The organism is Pseudomonas sp. TMB3-21 (assembly GCF_054898145.1).
This window is the reverse complement of sequence record NZ_CM142718.1, coordinates 1,422,342-1,438,407: the sequence shown is the minus strand read 5'-3', so window position 1 is coordinate 1,438,407 and position 16,066 is coordinate 1,422,342. Positions and strand designations below refer to the sequence as shown.

The window sequence follows — 16,066 nt, the reverse complement described above, 5'->3', positions numbered from 1 at the left end:
AGCAGGGACGCAAACAGCAACCTGGCGTGAGGCTGCATCATGCAATGCGCGAGCAGATCGACCTGCTCGCAGAAGGGCAACTACGTTTATTTCGAGGTTTTTCTGCTTTGAGCTTCTGGGCTGGCGAGATAGCGGGTGATCACCTCGACGCCCCTGTTGAGGTGCGATTCAAGCAGCCCCACCGAGCGTGCGACATCGCGGTTTTCCACGGCTCGCAGCAAGGCGCGGTGATCTTCCTGAGAGAGCTTGCCCAGGCCCATCGCTTCCAGATTGAACCGCAGGAAGCGTTCCTCTTCGTTCAAACCGTCTTCCACGAGGTGCAGAAGCCGGCGGTTGGGCGCTTTTGCGTACAGCGCCATGTGGAAGAGGCGATTGAGCCGGCCGATCTCAGTGTAATCGTGCTGGATGTCCAGCTCTTCGATGTAACGCGCAGCCAGCGCGATGTCCTCGTGGGTGAGTAGAGGGACCGACAGACGCAAGGCTTCTGACTCGAGCAGAATGCGCAGCGAGTAGGTCTCAACGGCATCGCCCTGAACCAGTGGCGCCACCACTGCGCCTTTGTGAGCAATGACATTGAGCAGCGATTGCGCTTCGAGCTGCCGCAGGGCTTCACGTACGGGCATGCGACTGACGCCGAACAGGTCAGCCAGGTCTTGTTGGCGAAGGGCCGTGCCACACGGGATACGACCATCGAGAATCGCTGCTCGCAGGGTTTCCTCAATCACCGAGCGGGCCAGGTGCGCGGGTATCGGGCCGTTAACCTTTATGCTGTGGAGCGGATTAGGCTTTTGTGTCACGAAAACGCACCCTGACTGACTGGGAATTCTGGATCCGAGAGGGACACTAGTGAGTGCCTGCCGGGTTGTCAAACACACCAAAGTTCATCCTTAAGCGTAGTCCGTCGACAGTGATCTCATCGTGCCATTGTCTTTTGAACGGCTAACCTTCAACATCAATCGATTCCATCTGCCTACCTGGATGCCTCGCATTGTCGGTACGTTTCGCGATCCCCCGGATATTGCGCTGGCTGTGCTGCGCGTTGCTGATCGCCGGCTTCTTGCCGGGCGGTCTGCATGCCGATTGGGATTTTTCCGTGATCAGCCGCAAGGCTCAGGCCCTTTACGGGCCTTTGGGCGACGGTCAGCGACGGATCGATGCCTGGCAGCAGTTGCTGGCGACGCAAAAGCAAATCGGCGAGCTGGAGCAGCTCAACGTGGTCAACAAGTTCTTCAACAAGCAGATGCGTTATGAAGAAGACACCGATTTGTGGCATGCGGTCGATTACTGGGAAACCCCGATCGAAGCGTTGTGGAAGGGTGCCGGTGATTGCGAAGACTATGCCATTGCCAAATATTTCAGTTTGCGTCGCCTCGGCGTACCCAGTGCCAAATTGCGCATTACTTATGTCAAAGCCGTGAGCCTGAATCGCGCGCACATGGTACTGACTTACTACGCCAGCCCTGAGGCCATGCCGCTGGTGCTCGACAGCCTGATTGATTCGATCAAGCCGGCCAGCCAACGAACCGATCTTTTGCCCGTCTACTCTTTCAATGCCGAAGGGTTATGGTTGCCGGGTGCGAAGGGCAACAAGAAAGTCGGCGACACAAAACGTTTGTCGCGCTGGCAGGATGTATTGAAGAAAATGCAGGCAGAAGGTTTCCCGGTCGAGACGACTAACTAGGAGCACACGCTCAGATGTCTTTGTTCAAACAGCTGTTGATTGCTATCTGTCTGTTCCTGGTGATCGCCTTCACTGGCAGCTTCATGGTCAGCCTCGAGAGCTCGCGCGCTCAATACGTCAATCAATTGCGTTCCCACGCTCAGGACGCGGCCACCGCGCTGGCGCTGTCGTTGACGCCGAATATCGATGATCCTGCGATGGTCGAATTGCTGGTCAGCTCGATTTTTGACAGCGGTTATTACGCGAGCATTCGAGTCGTGGATGTGGCGAACAACACCACGCTGGTGGAGCGCAGCGGTATCCCGGCGGTGAATAACGTACCGGACTGGTTCGTCAAATTGATTGGTCTGGAACCGGCCGGCGGCGACGCAATCATCAGTCGAGGCTGGGAGCAGGCGGCGCGCGTCGAGGTGGTCAGCCATCCAATGTTTGCGCTCGCCAAGCTGTGGCAAAGCGCACTCGGCAGCCTTGGGTGGCTGCTGCTGTGTGGCGCGGTCAGCGCGGGGTTGGGCGCGCTGCTGTTGCGTCGACAACTGAAGCCACTGGACTACATGGTCGAGCAGTCCCACGCCATTGCCCGCCGCGAATTCCTCAGCCTGCCGGACTTGCCGCGCACACCCGAATTGCGACGGGTGGTGCAGGCCATGAATCAGATGGTCGAGAAACTGAAGGCGTTGTTTCAGGAGCAGGCCGAGCGCAGCGAGAAACTCCGTGACGAGTCTTATCAGGATGCGCTGACCGGGCTGGCGAACCGGCGCTATTTCGAAATGCAATTGAACGCCCGCGTGAGCAATCCGGAACAGGCCAGTTCGGGGTATCTGTTGCTGCTGAGGGTTAGCGATCTGGCTGGACTGAATCAGCGTCTGGGTGGCCAGCATACGGATGGGTTGCTTAAAGCCGTCGGCCAACAACTCACGCGCGTGTGCGCCAAATATCCGGAAACGCTGAACCTGGTGACACGTGTGCGCGGTGGCGAGTTTGCTGTGCTGGCGCCTGGGTTGATGCGCACCGAAGCGCTGCAACTGGCGCAAACCCTGGAGAACGCGCTCGCGAGTCTGCACGCGACCGGCGCCACCGATGTTATTTCGGTGGCGTCTATCGGGCTCGCACCGTTTGCCCATGGCGATACGCCGCAAGCGGTGATCGGGTTGGCTGATCAGGCTCTGGCCCAAGCCGAGGCGCAAAGTGATTGCACCTGGGTCTGCCTCGACCACAGCGTCTCCGCCAGCGTCGGCGAAGATCATCACGCCTGGCACACTCTGCTTGATCAGGCGTTGAGTCAGCGTCGTCTCGAGTTGTATTTTCAACCGGTGGTGGCCAGCCAGGACACCACCCTGGTGCTGCATTACAAAGTGCTCTCGCGTCTGATCGACGAACAGGGCCAGGTGATTCCCGCCGGACGATTCCTGCCGTGGCTCGAGCGTTTCGGCTGGACCGCGCGGCTCGATCGCCTGATGCTGGAACTGGTGCTGGCTCAAATGACCCGGCACGAGGCGTCACTGGCGCTGAACCTCTCTTCTGCAACCCTGACCGACCCGCAGGCGCTGAGCAAAATCTTCGACATTCTGCGCGCGCATTCCAATCTGGGTTCGCGCCTGACGCTGGAAATCGGCGAGGAACAACTGCCGGCTCAAGCAGGCCTGGAGGCGCTGACGCGGCGGCTGCGTGAACTGGGCTTCTCATTGAGCCTGCAACATTTTGGTGGCCGCTTCAGCATGATCGGTAACCTTGCGCGGCTCGGGCTGGCGTATTTGAAGGTTGATGGCAGCTATATCAGGGCGATTGATCAAGAAGGCGACAAACGTCTGTTCATCGAGGCGATCCAGCGAGCCGCGCACAGCATCGATCTGCCGTTGATCGCCGAGCGGGTCGAGACCGAAGGGGAATTGTCAGTGATTCGCGAGATGGGAATTTATGGGGTGCAGGGCCAGTTGGTGGGTGAGCCGAAGCCTTGGGAGTAAAGGGTCGGCTCTACCGTTAATTACTTTCGGAGGCTAGATCAGCCCCGCGTCATCATCATCCACCAGATGACTCAAACCTCCCAGCGCCTCCCGCGCCTGGGAGCGGTCCATCAGCTTGGCCTGCGCCGCCGCCGGCAGGTCGGTGACGCGGATCACGCCTTTATCGGTCAACACCTGAATCAAGTCATCGAGCACCCGGATCATGTCCAGGTCGCTCTGCTTGAGTTGCCTCAGATTGCTCGCAACCACCTCGCTGGCGAACCAGGCCTGAACGTCGGGGTGATCAGCCGGCAGCGTCTCGCTGAAATTGGCATAAGCCTGAGCTTCCACGCGCATCAATTGGCCTTGCGCATTGCGTTGCACGTAGAACATTGGGCATCCCTCAGTCATGGAGCAGTCATCCTGTCAGCAGGATAGGCGAGCCCCGCCATATGCTCATCCGCTAACAGTATTTAATTCTCGTCTTATACCCATCATGTCACCTTCCTGCGTACCGTGCCCAAAGAGGCGCTGCTGAGCGTGCAGCTGAGCTCGTTCACCCTGCCGATTCCGCTGCCAACGTTGATGCTGACGCAGGCCTGGCACCCGCGGTTCGACAAGGCCCCGGCGCACCGATGGATACGTGAAACCCTAAAAAGCTGTTGCGGCGAAATCCTGAAGGCCAGGGCGCAGCTAAAAAACGCGCGTGATGCTCAAAGCTCCCTCGCCACGGTGCCGTTTGATCATTCTCTAGCGGACAAATCCGCCATGCCTTTGAGCAACTCGATGGGCAGCGGGAAGACGATGGTGGTGGTTTTATCGCCGGCAATCGAGCTCAGCGTCTGCATGTAGCGCAACTGCATGGCGCCCGGCTGGCGTCCGAGCATCTCGGCGGCCTGCATGAGTTTTTCCGAGGCCTGCAACTCGCCTTCAGCGTGGATCACTTTGGCCCGCCGTTCGCGCTCGGCTTCAGCTTGTCTGGCGATGGCGCGGACCATCGATTCGTTGAGGTCGACGTGTTTGATTTCGACATTGGCCACCTTGATGCCCCAGGCGTCGGTCTGGGCATCGAGCACTTGCTGAATATCGACATTCAGCCGTTCGCGCTCCGCCAGCAATTCATCCAGTTCATGTTTGCCCAGCACTGCACGCAAAGTGGTCTGAGCCAATTGGCTGGTGGCCATGAGAAAATCTTCAACCTGAATAATCGCCTTCTGCGGATCGAGAACGCGGAAGTACAGCACTGCGTTGACCTTGACCGAGACGTTATCGCGAGTGATCACGTCTTGCGTCGGCACGTCGAGAACGATGGTGCGCAGGTCTACACGGACCATTTGTTGCACCACCGGAATCAGCAGAATCAGCCCGGGGCCTTTGACCTGCCAGAAGCGTCCCAGCTGGAACACCACGCCTCGCTCGTACTCGCGCAGGATGCGAAAAGTCGCTGCCGCGAGGACGATCAGTAACAGCAGCAGTGCGGCAAATCCCAGTTGCAAACCCATGACTATTCTCCACCCGGCGCCGCATCAGCTGCGGCCACTTCCAGCAGTAATCCCTTGCGCGCAATGACCCGGACTTTTTGCCCGGTCTGCAACGGCGTCGGGCTCAGCACTTGCCATTCTTCTCCCTGCAAATGGACCCAGCCATTGCAGGCGTTGCCGGCCTGTAGCGACTGTACGGCAGTGACGCTGCCGACAAGCCCTGCGTCGCCACTGACGCTTTCGCGCGGTCGGGTTTTTAATGCGCGAATCAGCAGGAAAGCCAACAGCGCAGCGCTGATCAAGCCCAGGCCGATCATCATCGGCACCGGCAGCTGTGCGTCGGTCAGAATCACCGCGCCGATCACGAACATCACGATGCCGCCGAGGCCGATCACGCCATAATTGGGCAGCGCTGCTTCAGCAATCAGAAAGCCGAGTCCGAGGACGATCAGCCACAATCCGACCGGGTTGGCGCCCCACAGCAAGGTCTCTGCCGCGAAGGCTGACCCGCTCGCGATCAGCAAGGGTGCAAGGGCGTAACGGCAAATGTTCACTCGACCCTCCGGGAGCGTCTGAAGTGGTTCTTCAATACAGTCTAGTCGAGTGGGGGGGCGTACAATTTTTTATGCAGGGTGTCTGTCAGGCCAGCCACGGTTTACTGTGGGAGCGTGTTTTGCCCGCGATTGACTGCGCAGCAGTCACCTACTCTCTGAATCCTTTAAAGGAGCCCAATATGGAATCCCCAACTCACAGCCTGCCTTCGCTATTCAAACAACTCGGCTTGGCCGACGACGCCGAAAGCATCGACAAATTCATCGCCACCCATTCACCGCTCAAACCTGAACTGCATCTGGCTGATGCGTTTTTCTGGAGCGAGAGTCAGTCAGAACTGTTGCGGGAAGAAATTCTCGATGACGCCGATTGGGCGGTGGTGGTGGATCAGTTGAACGTGTTGCTGAGGAAGGGGCGGGGGGTATAAAAATCAGGATTCAGGTGGCCACATTCGGGATGTATGGACGAGTGCGAGGATCCAGACTGCACCTTGGTCAAGTTCATAAATGACGCGATAACTCTGATGCGGGATCAACTCGCGAGTGCCAGTGATGATCCCTGCAGGCCCCGCTTCCGGAAACAGTGGAAGCCGGGATATCGCTTCTTTGAAGCGGTCATCCATGTCTACAGCGGCTTTCGGATTGACGTTAATGAGGTAGTCCCAAATATCTGCACGATCCTGTGCGGCAGCGGTCGTCCATACAATCCTCATCTTCTGTGGGTTACTCCTGCACGCCTGGCGGCAAACTGAGCCTCCACTTCATCGTTGGTCAAGCCGCTGCCTGCAAGCTTTTCAACGCGCGCGGCGTCGACCTTATGTTGCAAGAAAGCTTCGTATTCACGCGACTCACGTTGGCTCTGCACAAATTGTCGCATCATTTCTCTGACAATCTGGGACGCCGGACGATGAGAGGCCTCGGCTTCAGCCATGAATTGTTCACGCAGTTCCGCTTCGAGTTTCATTGTAAAAATTGCCTGTTTCGACATTTCCTTCCTCCCGCTCACGTGCTGACGAAGTATATACCTTGTAAGTACTCGCCGAATGTCAGATTATTTTTTTGTCGATGAAAGCGAAATTGTTTCAAAACTTGACCAACTTTCCCGTGTTCCTTCACACTGATAGTTAGCAAACTAACAGTGTGTACATCCTCCCGTGCCGAAAAACCTCGACGCCCTCCAGATGAACCTCAGCAGTTCCATGGTGGTGGCCGCCCGTCATTGGCGAAAAATCTGCCAGACCACGCTGGTCAACTATGGAATCTCCGAAGCCTGCGCCGTCCCGCTGTTGATGATCGGGCGCTTGGGCGAGGGTGTGCGGCAGGTGACGGTGGCGCAGGCGGCCGGGATGGAAAGTCCGTCACTGGTGCGGTTGCTCGATCAGTTATGTCACGCCGGTTATGTGCGCCGCACTGAAGACGAACACGACCGCCGCGCCAAATGCCTGAGCCTCACCGAGGCCGGGCGCGTGCTGGTGCAAGCGGTCGAGATTGAACTGGTACGCCTTCGCAGCGAAGTCCTTCAAGGCATTTCCCAGAGTGATCTGGAGGCGACGCTGCGGGTCTTGCAAGCCTTCGAGGCTGCTAACTCGCCATCGACGGTGATCCGGTGAACGGTTTTTTCACCGGCGTCCCGCCCGCGCGCGACTGGTTCTACGGCGTGCGCACATTTGCCGCGTCGATGATCGCGTTATACATCGCCATGCTCATGCAAATGCCGCGTCCGTATTGGGCGATGGCCACGGTTTACATCGTCTCAAGCCCCTTCGTCGGCCCGACCAGTTCCAAAGCCTTGTATCGCGCGGTGGGCACTTTGATGGGCGCAGCGGCGGCGGTGTTTTTCGTGCCGATGTTTGTACAGAGCCCCTATGTGCTGGTGGTGGTCATCGCACTATGGACCGGGATTCTGCTGTTCCTCTCGCTCCATTTGCGCACCGCCAACAGTTACGCATTGATGCTTGCCGGCTACACCTTGCCGCTGATCGCTCTGCCGGTGGTGGATAACCCGCTTGCCGTTTGGGATGTGGCGGAAGCGCGGACTGAAGAAATCTTCCTGGGCATCGCCGTGGCTGCAGTCGTTGGCGCGATGTTCTGGCCGCGAAGGCTGGCGCCCGTGTTCAACGACTCGGTCAACAAATGGTTTGCCGATGCATCGACATACAGCCTGCGCTTCCTCAGTCGAGCAGTGTCACCGGATGAAGTCAGTGCGTTGCGCGCTTCGATGGTCGCCACCTTCAACACGCTGGAACTGATGATCGGCCAATTGCCTCACGAAGGCGCGCGTCCGCAAACCGTGCGTAATACCAAAGAACTGCGCGGGCGCATGATTCATCTGCTGCCGGTGGTTGATGCCCTCGACGATGCCCTTTACGCCCTCGAGCGACGCACGCCTGAGCTGGTCGATAAATTTGCGCCGTTGCTCGCAGCCACCCGCGAATGGCTGGATCACAAAGACGCCGATCTCGATCGCTGGCAAGTGCTTAAAAGTCAACTTGAAGCGCTGCAACCCGATGCCCGAGCGCTTGATGATCGAAAGCAACTGTTGTTCTCCAACGCGTTGTACAGGCTCGGCGAGTGGATCGAGTTGTGGCAAGACTGTCGCAGCCTGCAACACGCCATCCAGTGCGAAAGCCAGGACAACTGGCGGGCGGTGTATCGCCACTGGCGGCTCGGTCGCCTGTCACCGTTTCTGGACAGTGGCTTGATGTTGTATTCGGCGGCATCCACGGTATCGGCGATCATTGTCGCCTCGGTGCTGTGGATTCTGCTCGGCTGGACTGACGGCGGCGCGGCGGTGATTCTGGCCGCCGTAGCGTGCAGTTTCTTCGCCTCGATGGACGACCCGGCGCCGCAGATCTACCGCTTCTTTTTCTGGACGGCGATGTCGGTGCTGTTCGCCAGCCTGTACCTGTTTCTGGTCCTGCCCAATCTGCATGATTTCCCGATGCTGGTGCTGGCGTTCGCGGTGCCGTTCATTTGCATCGGCACGCTGACGGTCAAGCCGCAGTTCTACCTGGGCATGCTGCTGACACTGGTCAATACCTCATCCTTTATCAGCATTCAGGGCGCGTACGACGCGGACTTTCTCAGCTTCGCCAATTCCAACCTGGCGGGCCCGGTGGGTTTGCTGTTCGCATTTATCTGGACGCTGGTGGCGCGGCCGTTCGGTGCGGAGCTGGCGGCCAAGCGCCTGACCCGTTTCAGTTGGCGCGACATTGTCAGCCTTACCGAACCGGCGTCGCTTGCCGAGCATCGGCAATTGGGCGTGCAGATTCTCGATCGATTGATGCAGCATTTGCCTCGGCTGGCGATGACCGGGCAGGACACCGGCATCGCGCTGCGCGAAGTACGCGTGGCGTTGAACCTGCTCGATTTGCTCGCCTACACGCCGCGCGTGGTGGGCGCACCGCGGCAGTTGTTGCACCAAGTGGTCGCCGAAGTTGGCGAGTATTTCAAAGCCTGCCTCAAGGCCGGCGAACGTTTGCCGGCGCCGAGCCCACTGCTGATGACCCTCGACCGCACCCGTCGCGCGCTCAACACCGAGTGCGATGACGGCGCCCGCCTGCACCTGCTGCACGCCCTGAGCGGTTTGCGCTTGGCCTTGTTGCCGGGGGTCGAATTCGTCGGCAGTGGCGAACTCGAAGAACCGCTTCCCCATGGCATCGATGGAGCGCCTTTATGATCGGTGATCTGGACATCAGCGGGGTTTTCCTGCCCACGCTGCTGGTGCTGATGGGCATTACCTATGTGTTGTTCCTGCTGGTGCACGGGCTGCTGACGCGTCTGCACTTTTACCGTCTGGTCTGGCACCGGGCATTGTTCAACGTGGCTCTCTACGCCTTGCTGCTTGGCGCCGTGGATTCACTCAGTCGATACCTGATGACATGAAAAAACCTTTTTTGACCCTCGGTCGTGTGGTCCTGACCTTGCTGATCGTGACCTTCGCCGTTGTCGTCGTCTGGCGCATGGTGATGTATTACATGTTCGCCCCGTGGACCCGCGACGGGCACATCCGCGCCGACATCGTGCAGATTGCGCCGGATGTGTCCGGGCTGATCCAGCAAGTGCAAGTGCGCGATAACCAACCGGTAAAACGCGGGCAGGTGCTGTTCACCATCGATCAGGACCGTTTCAAACTGGCCTTGCGTCAGGCCAAGGCCGCCGTCGCCGATCGTCAGGAAACCCTGGCCCAGGCGCAACGGGAAAACAAACGTAATCGTGGCCTCGGCAATCTGGTGCCGGGCGAGCAACTGGAAGAGAGCCAGTCGCGCGTCGCGCGTGCCGAAGTTGCGCTGATGGAAGCGCAAGTGGCGGTGGACAGCGCGCAGCTCAACCTCGATCGCTCGACCATCCGCAGTCCGGTTGATGGCTACGTCAATGACCGCGCGCCGCGCTCGCAGGAATTCGTTACGGCCGGGCGGCCGGTGCTGTCGGTGGTCGACAGCAATTCTTTTCACATCGACGGCTATTTCGAAGAGACCAAGCTGGACGGCATCCATGTCGGCCAAAGCGTCGATATCCGCGTGATCGGCGACCGGGCGCGGCTGCGCGGACATGTGGAAAGCATCGTCGCCGGCATCGAAGACCGCGACCGCAGCAGCGGCAGCAACCTGTTGCCCAACGTCAATCCGGCCTTCAGCTGGGTACGCCTGGCGCAGCGGATTCCGGTGCGAATCGCCTTCGACGAGGTGCCCGCCGACTTCCGCATGATTGCCGGTCGCACGGCCACGGTGTCGATCATCGACGAGCAGACGGGGGAGCCCGCGCAATGAGCAAGGCCTCGGGTTTGGCGATTGCCGGATTGGCTCTTCTGCTGTCGGCCTGTCAGGTGGTGGGGCCGGATTACCAAGTGCCGGACGACGCTGCCATTCATCGCGAAGATTTACAGGGCAAGCTGGCGGTGGACGGCGACACTGTTGTGTCTGCCCCGGTGCCCGGCGACTGGTGGCGGCTTTACCAGGACCCGCGACTGGATCAACTGGTGCAGCAGGCCATGGCGTCCAACACTGATCTGCGGGTGGCGGCGGCCAACCTTTCCCGCGCCCGTGCCCAGGTCGACGAGGCGCAGGCGGCCGGTGGCTGGAGTGGCGGCGTGAAGATCGGCGCGCAGCGCTTGCAGGAATCCGGCGAAGCGTTTCTGCTGGCGGACAAAGTGCCGGTGGCCAACGTCGGCGACGTCGGTATTACCACCTCCTATCAGTTCGACCTGTTCGGCACCTTGCAGCGCGGCATCGAGGCGGCCAAGGCCAATGCCGATGCGACGCAAGCGGCGGCCGACACCGCACGCATTACGTTGGTAGCGGAGGTTGTTCGGGCCTATACCCAAGTTTGCGCGGCCAACGAGGAAGAGGAAATCGCCCGGCATTCCCTCGACTTGCAAGCCCAGAGCACCACACTGACCCAACGCCTGCGCGACGCCGGGCGAGGTGATGAAACCCAAGTGACGCGCTCGCAAACCCAATTCAAATCCCTGCGTGCCGACATGCCGCGCTATGAAGCGGCGCGTCAGGCCGGGCTGTTCCGCTTGTCGATGCTGCTGGCCAAGCCGCTCGACCAACTGCCTGCCGGCACCGGCGAATGCGCCGAACTGCCAGAAATCACTCAGCTGTTGCCGGTCGGCGACGGTGCAACCCTGCTCAAACGGCGTCCTGACGTGCGCCAGGCCGAACGGCGACTGGCCGCCGCCACTGCCGGCATCGGCATTGCCACCGGTGAGTTGTACCCGGACATCAGCATCGGCGCGAGCGTTGGCACGGTAGGTCTAGTGGAAAACCTTGGCAAGCCGGCAGCCAACCGTTGGGGCTTCGGTCCGCTGCTGACCTGGACCGTACCGTCGAACGGCTCACGCGCGCGAATTCGCGAGGCCGAAGCCATGAGCCAGGGCGCGCTGGCGCATTTTGACGGCGTGGTGCTCAACGCGATTCGCGAAACCCAAACCGGTCTCGCGCAGTATTCCGCGCTGCTGCAGCGCCGCGATGCGTTGGCCGATGCCGAACAGTCGGCACAACTGGCGGCCGACCAGACGCATCGCTTCTTTACCGCCGGTCGCGCTTCATTCCTCGCGGACCTGCAAGCCACTCGCACTTACACCGACGTACGGGCGCAGCTGGCGGCGGCCAACACCCAAGTGGCGATGAGTCAGATCGATCTGTTTCTGGCCTTGGGCGGCGGTTGGGAAAGCGGACGAACGCAAGCTTCAAACCCCGGCAAACCCTGAGCCCATTGCTATGCTTTGACGTGATGGGATCGCGAGCCGATTTCATCGGTCAAGGCTTGTGTTGGTCATGGGGATACAATAATGAGAAACCCTTATGCTCCCGGCTTCTGGTGCGCAATCGTGGCACTGGTGTTGCTCTCGGCCACTTATTTCTACGGCATCATGCTGGCGCATCAGATTGACACGGCGCTGATTTTCCTCGACAGCGCCGCCGCCCTGATCGCGGTGATGGCAATCGTCGTGGTGGCGTGGTCTTCGGTCCAGAGTAAGCGCATCCAGAAAAGACAGTGCGAACGCGGTAAGACGCGGGTGTTGATCTGGGACACCAAAGTCGCTTTGCGTCGCGTCGAAACGGTATTTGATCGTTATTTCTGGGGCAGTTACTGGCAACCGGGGCGTACTTTCCAGGAAGTCATGGGCGAGCTCACCGGCACGCCTCTGGAAAAAAGCCTCGAAACCCTCAAGAAGCAATGTCTGGAACTGGACAAGCAAATCGCCGACGAAGACTGGCACTGGCTCAACAACGCCCGTGAACTCTCCGCTGTCGCTACCGCCATGGCGCGGGAACGCTATCAGCTGGACTTCTGCGACCCCCGCGCAGAAGTGACGGGCGGGGCGGTGATCAACCGTGACTTTGAGGTGCTGGTGTATACGTGGACCGCGCGGCTGAAGAGCTTTGATCATCAGCTGGATGAGATCGAGGTTCAGTATTCCTGATTGTTATCCGGCGTTATGCCCTGTGGGAGCAGGCTTGCTCGAGATGGCGGACGCCGCTTCAATACCTTTCCGTCTGTGGGAACGCTATCGCGAGCAAGCTTGCTCCTACACGCGATGGCGATTTTGTGCGCGCAGAAACTCTCGCCTGATGCCCACAGTCCATAGACACTCTTTAACCTTTAAACATTGGGTCGTGCGGCGCGGCTGATGCTAATCTCCACGGCACTTTCAGCGCAGTCGTGTCCAAACCCGTCACGGGTTCAGGGAAGACGGCCACATTTCAACTACGGACATTGATCGGGTCATTATGAATAAATCAGCAGGCGTGCTTCTTGGGATTGTTGTGGCCATCGGTGCAATCAGCGCGGGCGGTGCCTGGTACACCGGCACCAAAATCGAAGGCGTCTTGAACACCTCGATCGCCGACGCCAACAAAGAACTGCAAGCCGCGCTGGTCGGGTCCAACAGCACTGCATCGCTGGAACTGGTATCGCTCGAGCGCCACGTGTTCAGCAGCACCGCGCATTATCGCCTCAAGGGCGAAGGTGAAATGTTCGGTGAAGCGCCGGTCGAGTTGCTGTTGGTCGATAACATCGAGCACGGTCCGTTGCCGTTCTCGCGCCTGGTGTCGCTGAAGTGGCTGCCGGTCATGGCCACCAGTCACTACGAACTGGAAAGAACGCCGCTCACCGAAAAATGGTTCGCCGCCGCCAAAGACAAATCGCCGCTGACCGGCGTGGTCAACATCGGCTACGACCGCTCCACCAACGGCACGCTGCGGTTGCAGCCGCTGGACATGGCACTCGACGCCAAGTCCAACCTGAAATTCTCCGGCCTGAACATGGACGTTGCTGCCAACGCCCAGGCGCAAAAAGTCAAAGCCGATGGCTACATGGACAACCTTGTACTGACCAGCGTCGCTGAAGACCAGACGCCAGTGAGAGTGGAGCTGAACGGCCTCACCGTTGCCAGCAACCTGGTGAAAAGCACTTACGGCTATTACACCGGCGAAAACACCATCGAGCTGACCGACAGCAAAACCACGTTCGGCGCCAAGCAATCGGTGTTGGGCGTGAAAAAGTTTGAAATGAAGAACCAGACCGAAGAGACAGGCACCAGCGCGTCCGGGCGGGCCGATTACAAGGTCGGTGAAGTGTCGCTGAACGGCAAGACTGTCGGTTCGGCACAAATGGCCATGAGCCTGAAGAACCTCGACATTCCGGCGAGCATGTCGCTGATGCAGGTTTACCAGACCAAATTGCAGCCCTACGAAGAAGCGGCTGCCGAGGCTGCTGCTGCGGGTCAGCCGGCGCCTGAACTGGTCCTGACCCCGGCCGAAGAGGCTCAGGTCAAAACCGGCCTGGAGAAGCTGTTGGCCGCCGGTCCTCAAGTGGCCCTGGAGAACCTGTCGTTCAAAACCACCAACGGTGAGAGCCGCGCCAATCTGGTGCTCGACCTGACCAAGCCGCAATCCATGGACCTGCCGCCAGATCAGTTGATCAAACAGCTGATTGCGCTGCTGGATCTCAATCTGCAAGTGTCCAAGCCAATGCTGGTTGATCTGCTCAGCGTGCAAAGCCAGCTCGACGGTCAGACCGACGCCAAGCTCGTCGCCGATCAAGCAACCGCCACGGCGGACATGTTCGGTGCCATGGCGGTGGGTTCGCAGTTTGCCAAGGCTGAAGGCACCAACATCGTGACCAAGCTGCATTACGCCAACAATCAGGTGGAATTCAACGGCCAGAAAATGACCGTCGAAGAGTTTGTCGGCTTCATCATGAGTAAGGTGGGCGATGTCGGCGTTACCCAATAACGCCTAAACGTCCCGAATCAGCCGCCACGCCTCGTCCACCGGCAGCGGCTGTTTCATTCGCTGCGCAAGCATCGCCATCGCCCGCTCTTCTTCGCAGGCGATGGCGGCGACCACCAGCCCTTTCTCTGCAAATAAACCGATAAAGGGCGGATGGTACGGATCGCCCTTGAACTCGACCTCATCCCAACTTTCGGCATGGCCGAGGTAGTCGTAGTTTTTGCCGAAGTGCCACGTCCAAAAGAACGGTACATCCAGGTAATGTTCATCGCCACCCAGCATGTTGGCTGCAGCGATGCGCGCGTGTTGCTGCGCGAGTCGCCAATGTTCGATTCGGGTGGGCTGACCGTTGAACGGGAAAGTCACAATGTCGCCGGCGGCCCAGAGCCCATCGGTCACGCGCATGCCACCGTCAACTGTCAGTGAGTGATCATCTTCCATCGGCAATCCAGTAAACGCGTCGGTCGCCGGACTCACGCCAATACCGACCAGTACCAGATCGGCCGGCAAACGCTGACCGTTTTCCAGCAGCACTGCTTCGACTTTCTGCACACCTTCAACCTGCACCGCCTCGCTGTCGCTGCGAAATACCACGCCGTGGGCGACATGACGGGCGAGAATCGCCTTGCCGACCGTTTCGCCAAACTGCTTGGCAAACGGCACCGCGTGTTTCGCCAGAACCGTCACGTCCAGACCGTGTTCGCGCAAAGCGCCGGCAGATTCCATGGCGATAAAGCTGTCGCCGATGATCACCGCGCGTTGGCCGGGTTTGGCGGCTTCGAGGATTTGCTGCGCCTGATCTTTTGAACGCAGCAAGAACACTTGCGGCAAATCGGCGCCGGGCAGCTTCAATGGATTTGGCGTGCCACCGGTAGCGAGGACGGCCGCGTCATACGTAAGATTTTGGCCGTCTTTCAAGTGGACGGTGCGAGTCGCCGCGTCGAGTTTTGCAACTTCACCGTTGATACGGTCGATGCGTTGCTGACGATAGAAGTCTTCATCACGCAACGGCGACACCTCGTCGGGAGGCATCTCGCCGGCGATCACAAATTTGCTCAGCACCGTGCGGTCGTAACCGGCCTCGGGCTCGCGATCGACCAGCTGAATCCGGCCGCCAAACCCTTTTTCGCGTAGCGCGGCAGCGCATGCCGTGCCTGCGGCGCCCGCTCCTACGATCACAAAGGTCCGGTCATCATCGGCCGGCGGAGTGTGAGCATTGGGCAGTGGATATTCGTCGACCCAAATCTCATCGTCGCGCAGCTCTAGCGGGTAACGCTTGAGGCTGTCCAGCGACGGCGGCTCACACAAGGCACCATCCTCGATCCGGAACGCGGCTTTGTGCCAGGGGCAAACCAGCCGACCGTGACACAACGCACCTTCGGCCAGCGGCGCTCCAGCGTGCGGGCACTGCCCCTGGTAAGCGCGCAGTTGATCACCGACCCGCAGCAGGACGATTTTAGTTTCGCCGATGCTGACTTCCAGGCCACGGTTTTCGGGCACATTGGCGTAACGTGCGACGCGGTGCAGGGCCATGATTGCTCTCCAGTCAGGCGTTTAACTTGAGAGTTGAATGCTTGACGGGAGGTTCAGCCAATTGCCACTGCCACCGTACGAACGGTCCGGCTATAGTTTGCACGCCGACCACGGCCTCACCCGCACAAGGTGCTCCGGT

17 protein-coding genes and 1 pseudogene are annotated in these 16,066 nt (G+C 59.5%); 11 read left to right on the top strand and 7 right to left on the bottom strand.

Annotated elements, in window-relative coordinates; translation table 11 throughout:
* Positions 1-86 precede the first annotated feature (86 nt).
* Positions 87-797: a GntR family transcriptional regulator gene (locus tag ACYZTS_RS06660; protein WP_461994888.1), complete on the bottom strand. Its 711-nt coding sequence runs from the start codon at positions 795-797 to the stop codon at positions 87-89.
* A 191-nt stretch (positions 798-988) separates the two neighbouring features.
* On the opposite strand from ACYZTS_RS06660, the gene lapG reads away from it, so the two are divergent.
* Both lapG and lapD read left to right on the top strand, forming a co-directional pair.
* Positions 989-1,681: a cysteine protease LapG gene (gene lapG / locus ACYZTS_RS06655; RefSeq protein WP_028624105.1), complete on the top strand. Its 693-nt coding sequence runs from the start codon at positions 989-991 to the stop codon at positions 1,679-1,681.
* Between the two features lie 14 nt (positions 1,682-1,695).
* Entirely contained in the window at positions 1,696-3,642 is a 1,947-nt protein-coding gene (gene lapD / locus ACYZTS_RS06650) for a cyclic di-GMP receptor LapD (RefSeq protein ID WP_461994886.1), read from the top strand.
* A 33-nt stretch (positions 3,643-3,675) separates the two neighbouring features.
* Here lapD and ACYZTS_RS06645 read toward each other — a convergent pair whose 3' ends face one another.
* Positions 3,676-4,014, bottom strand: coding sequence for a hypothetical protein (locus ACYZTS_RS06645; protein ID WP_028624107.1), 339 nt, complete (start codon positions 4,012-4,014; stop codon positions 3,676-3,678).
* 123 nt (positions 4,015-4,137) lie between these two features.
* Here ACYZTS_RS06645 and ACYZTS_RS06640 point away from each other — a divergent pair.
* Positions 4,138-4,293 (top strand): annotated as a pseudogene (locus ACYZTS_RS06640) (LysR family transcriptional regulator); the annotation flags it as partial.
* 71 nt (positions 4,294-4,364) lie between these two features.
* On the opposite strand, the gene ACYZTS_RS06635 reads toward ACYZTS_RS06640, so the two are convergent.
* Both ACYZTS_RS06635 and ACYZTS_RS06630 read right to left on the bottom strand, forming a co-directional pair.
* A complete protein-coding gene (locus ACYZTS_RS06635) occupies positions 4,365-5,123 on the bottom strand; it encodes a slipin family protein (protein WP_028624108.1) in 759 nt (252 codons plus the stop codon).
* 2 nt (positions 5,124-5,125) lie between these two features.
* Positions 5,126-5,656: an NfeD family protein gene (locus ACYZTS_RS06630; protein WP_461994883.1), complete on the bottom strand. Its 531-nt coding sequence runs from the start codon at positions 5,654-5,656 to the stop codon at positions 5,126-5,128.
* A 179-nt stretch (positions 5,657-5,835) separates the two neighbouring features.
* Between ACYZTS_RS06630 and ACYZTS_RS06625 the strand changes: the two genes are divergently transcribed.
* Positions 5,836-6,081 (top strand): DUF2789 domain-containing protein, encoded by a 246-nt coding sequence (locus tag ACYZTS_RS06625; RefSeq protein ID WP_461994881.1) that lies wholly within the window; start codon positions 5,836-5,838, stop codon positions 6,079-6,081.
* 3 nt (positions 6,082-6,084) lie between these two features.
* On the opposite strand, the gene ACYZTS_RS06620 is transcribed toward ACYZTS_RS06625, so the two are convergent.
* Together ACYZTS_RS06620 and ACYZTS_RS06615 are read right to left on the bottom strand one after the other, a co-directional pair.
* Positions 6,085-6,366, bottom strand: a complete 282-nt coding sequence (locus ACYZTS_RS06620; RefSeq protein ID WP_461994879.1) for a type II toxin-antitoxin system RelE/ParE family toxin — start codon at positions 6,364-6,366, stop codon at positions 6,085-6,087.
* The gene (locus ACYZTS_RS06615; protein ID WP_461994877.1) at positions 6,363-6,641 is read right to left on the bottom strand and encodes an antitoxin of toxin-antitoxin stability system; all 279 of its coding nucleotides are present in this window, start codon (positions 6,639-6,641) and stop codon (positions 6,363-6,365) included. Before ACYZTS_RS06615 ends, ACYZTS_RS06620 begins: the two co-directional genes overlap by 4 nt.
* 193 nt (positions 6,642-6,834) lie before the next feature.
* On the opposite strand from ACYZTS_RS06615, the gene ACYZTS_RS06610 reads away from it, so the two are divergent.
* The 7 genes from ACYZTS_RS06610 (at position 6,835) to ACYZTS_RS06580 (ending at position 14,397) form a co-directional block, all read left to right on the top strand.
* Positions 6,835-7,263, top strand: coding sequence for a MarR family winged helix-turn-helix transcriptional regulator (locus ACYZTS_RS06610; protein ID WP_461994875.1), 429 nt, complete (start codon positions 6,835-6,837; stop codon positions 7,261-7,263).
* Positions 7,260-9,332: an FUSC family protein gene (locus ACYZTS_RS06605; RefSeq protein WP_461994873.1), complete on the top strand. Its 2,073-nt coding sequence runs from the start codon at positions 7,260-7,262 to the stop codon at positions 9,330-9,332. The genes ACYZTS_RS06610 and ACYZTS_RS06605 overlap by 4 nt, the downstream gene beginning before the upstream one ends.
* A complete protein-coding gene (locus ACYZTS_RS06600; protein ID WP_008148151.1) occupies positions 9,329-9,538 on the top strand; it encodes a DUF1656 domain-containing protein in 210 nt (69 codons plus the stop codon). The genes ACYZTS_RS06605 and ACYZTS_RS06600 overlap by 4 nt, the downstream gene beginning before the upstream one ends.
* Positions 9,535-10,422, top strand: coding sequence for an efflux RND transporter periplasmic adaptor subunit (locus ACYZTS_RS06595; protein WP_461994871.1), 888 nt, complete (start codon positions 9,535-9,537; stop codon positions 10,420-10,422). The genes ACYZTS_RS06600 and ACYZTS_RS06595 overlap by 4 nt, the downstream gene beginning before the upstream one ends.
* Positions 10,419-11,867, top strand: coding sequence for an efflux transporter outer membrane subunit (locus ACYZTS_RS06590; RefSeq protein ID WP_461994869.1), 1,449 nt, complete (start codon positions 10,419-10,421; stop codon positions 11,865-11,867). Before ACYZTS_RS06595 ends, ACYZTS_RS06590 begins: the two co-directional genes overlap by 4 nt.
* Before the next feature lie 81 nt (positions 11,868-11,948).
* Entirely contained in the window at positions 11,949-12,584 is a 636-nt protein-coding gene (locus ACYZTS_RS06585; protein ID WP_028624116.1) for a hypothetical protein, read from the top strand.
* A 307-nt stretch (positions 12,585-12,891) separates the two neighbouring features.
* Complete coding sequence (locus tag ACYZTS_RS06580) at positions 12,892-14,397, top strand: YdgA family protein (protein WP_461994867.1); 1,506 nt, start codon at positions 12,892-12,894, stop codon at positions 14,395-14,397.
* Positions 14,398-14,400: 3 nt separating this feature from the next.
* Here ACYZTS_RS06580 and ACYZTS_RS06575 read toward each other — a convergent pair whose 3' ends face one another.
* Positions 14,401-15,927: an FAD-dependent oxidoreductase gene (locus ACYZTS_RS06575; RefSeq protein WP_461994865.1), complete on the bottom strand. Its 1,527-nt coding sequence runs from the start codon at positions 15,925-15,927 to the stop codon at positions 14,401-14,403.
* Positions 15,928-16,066 lie beyond the last annotated feature (139 nt).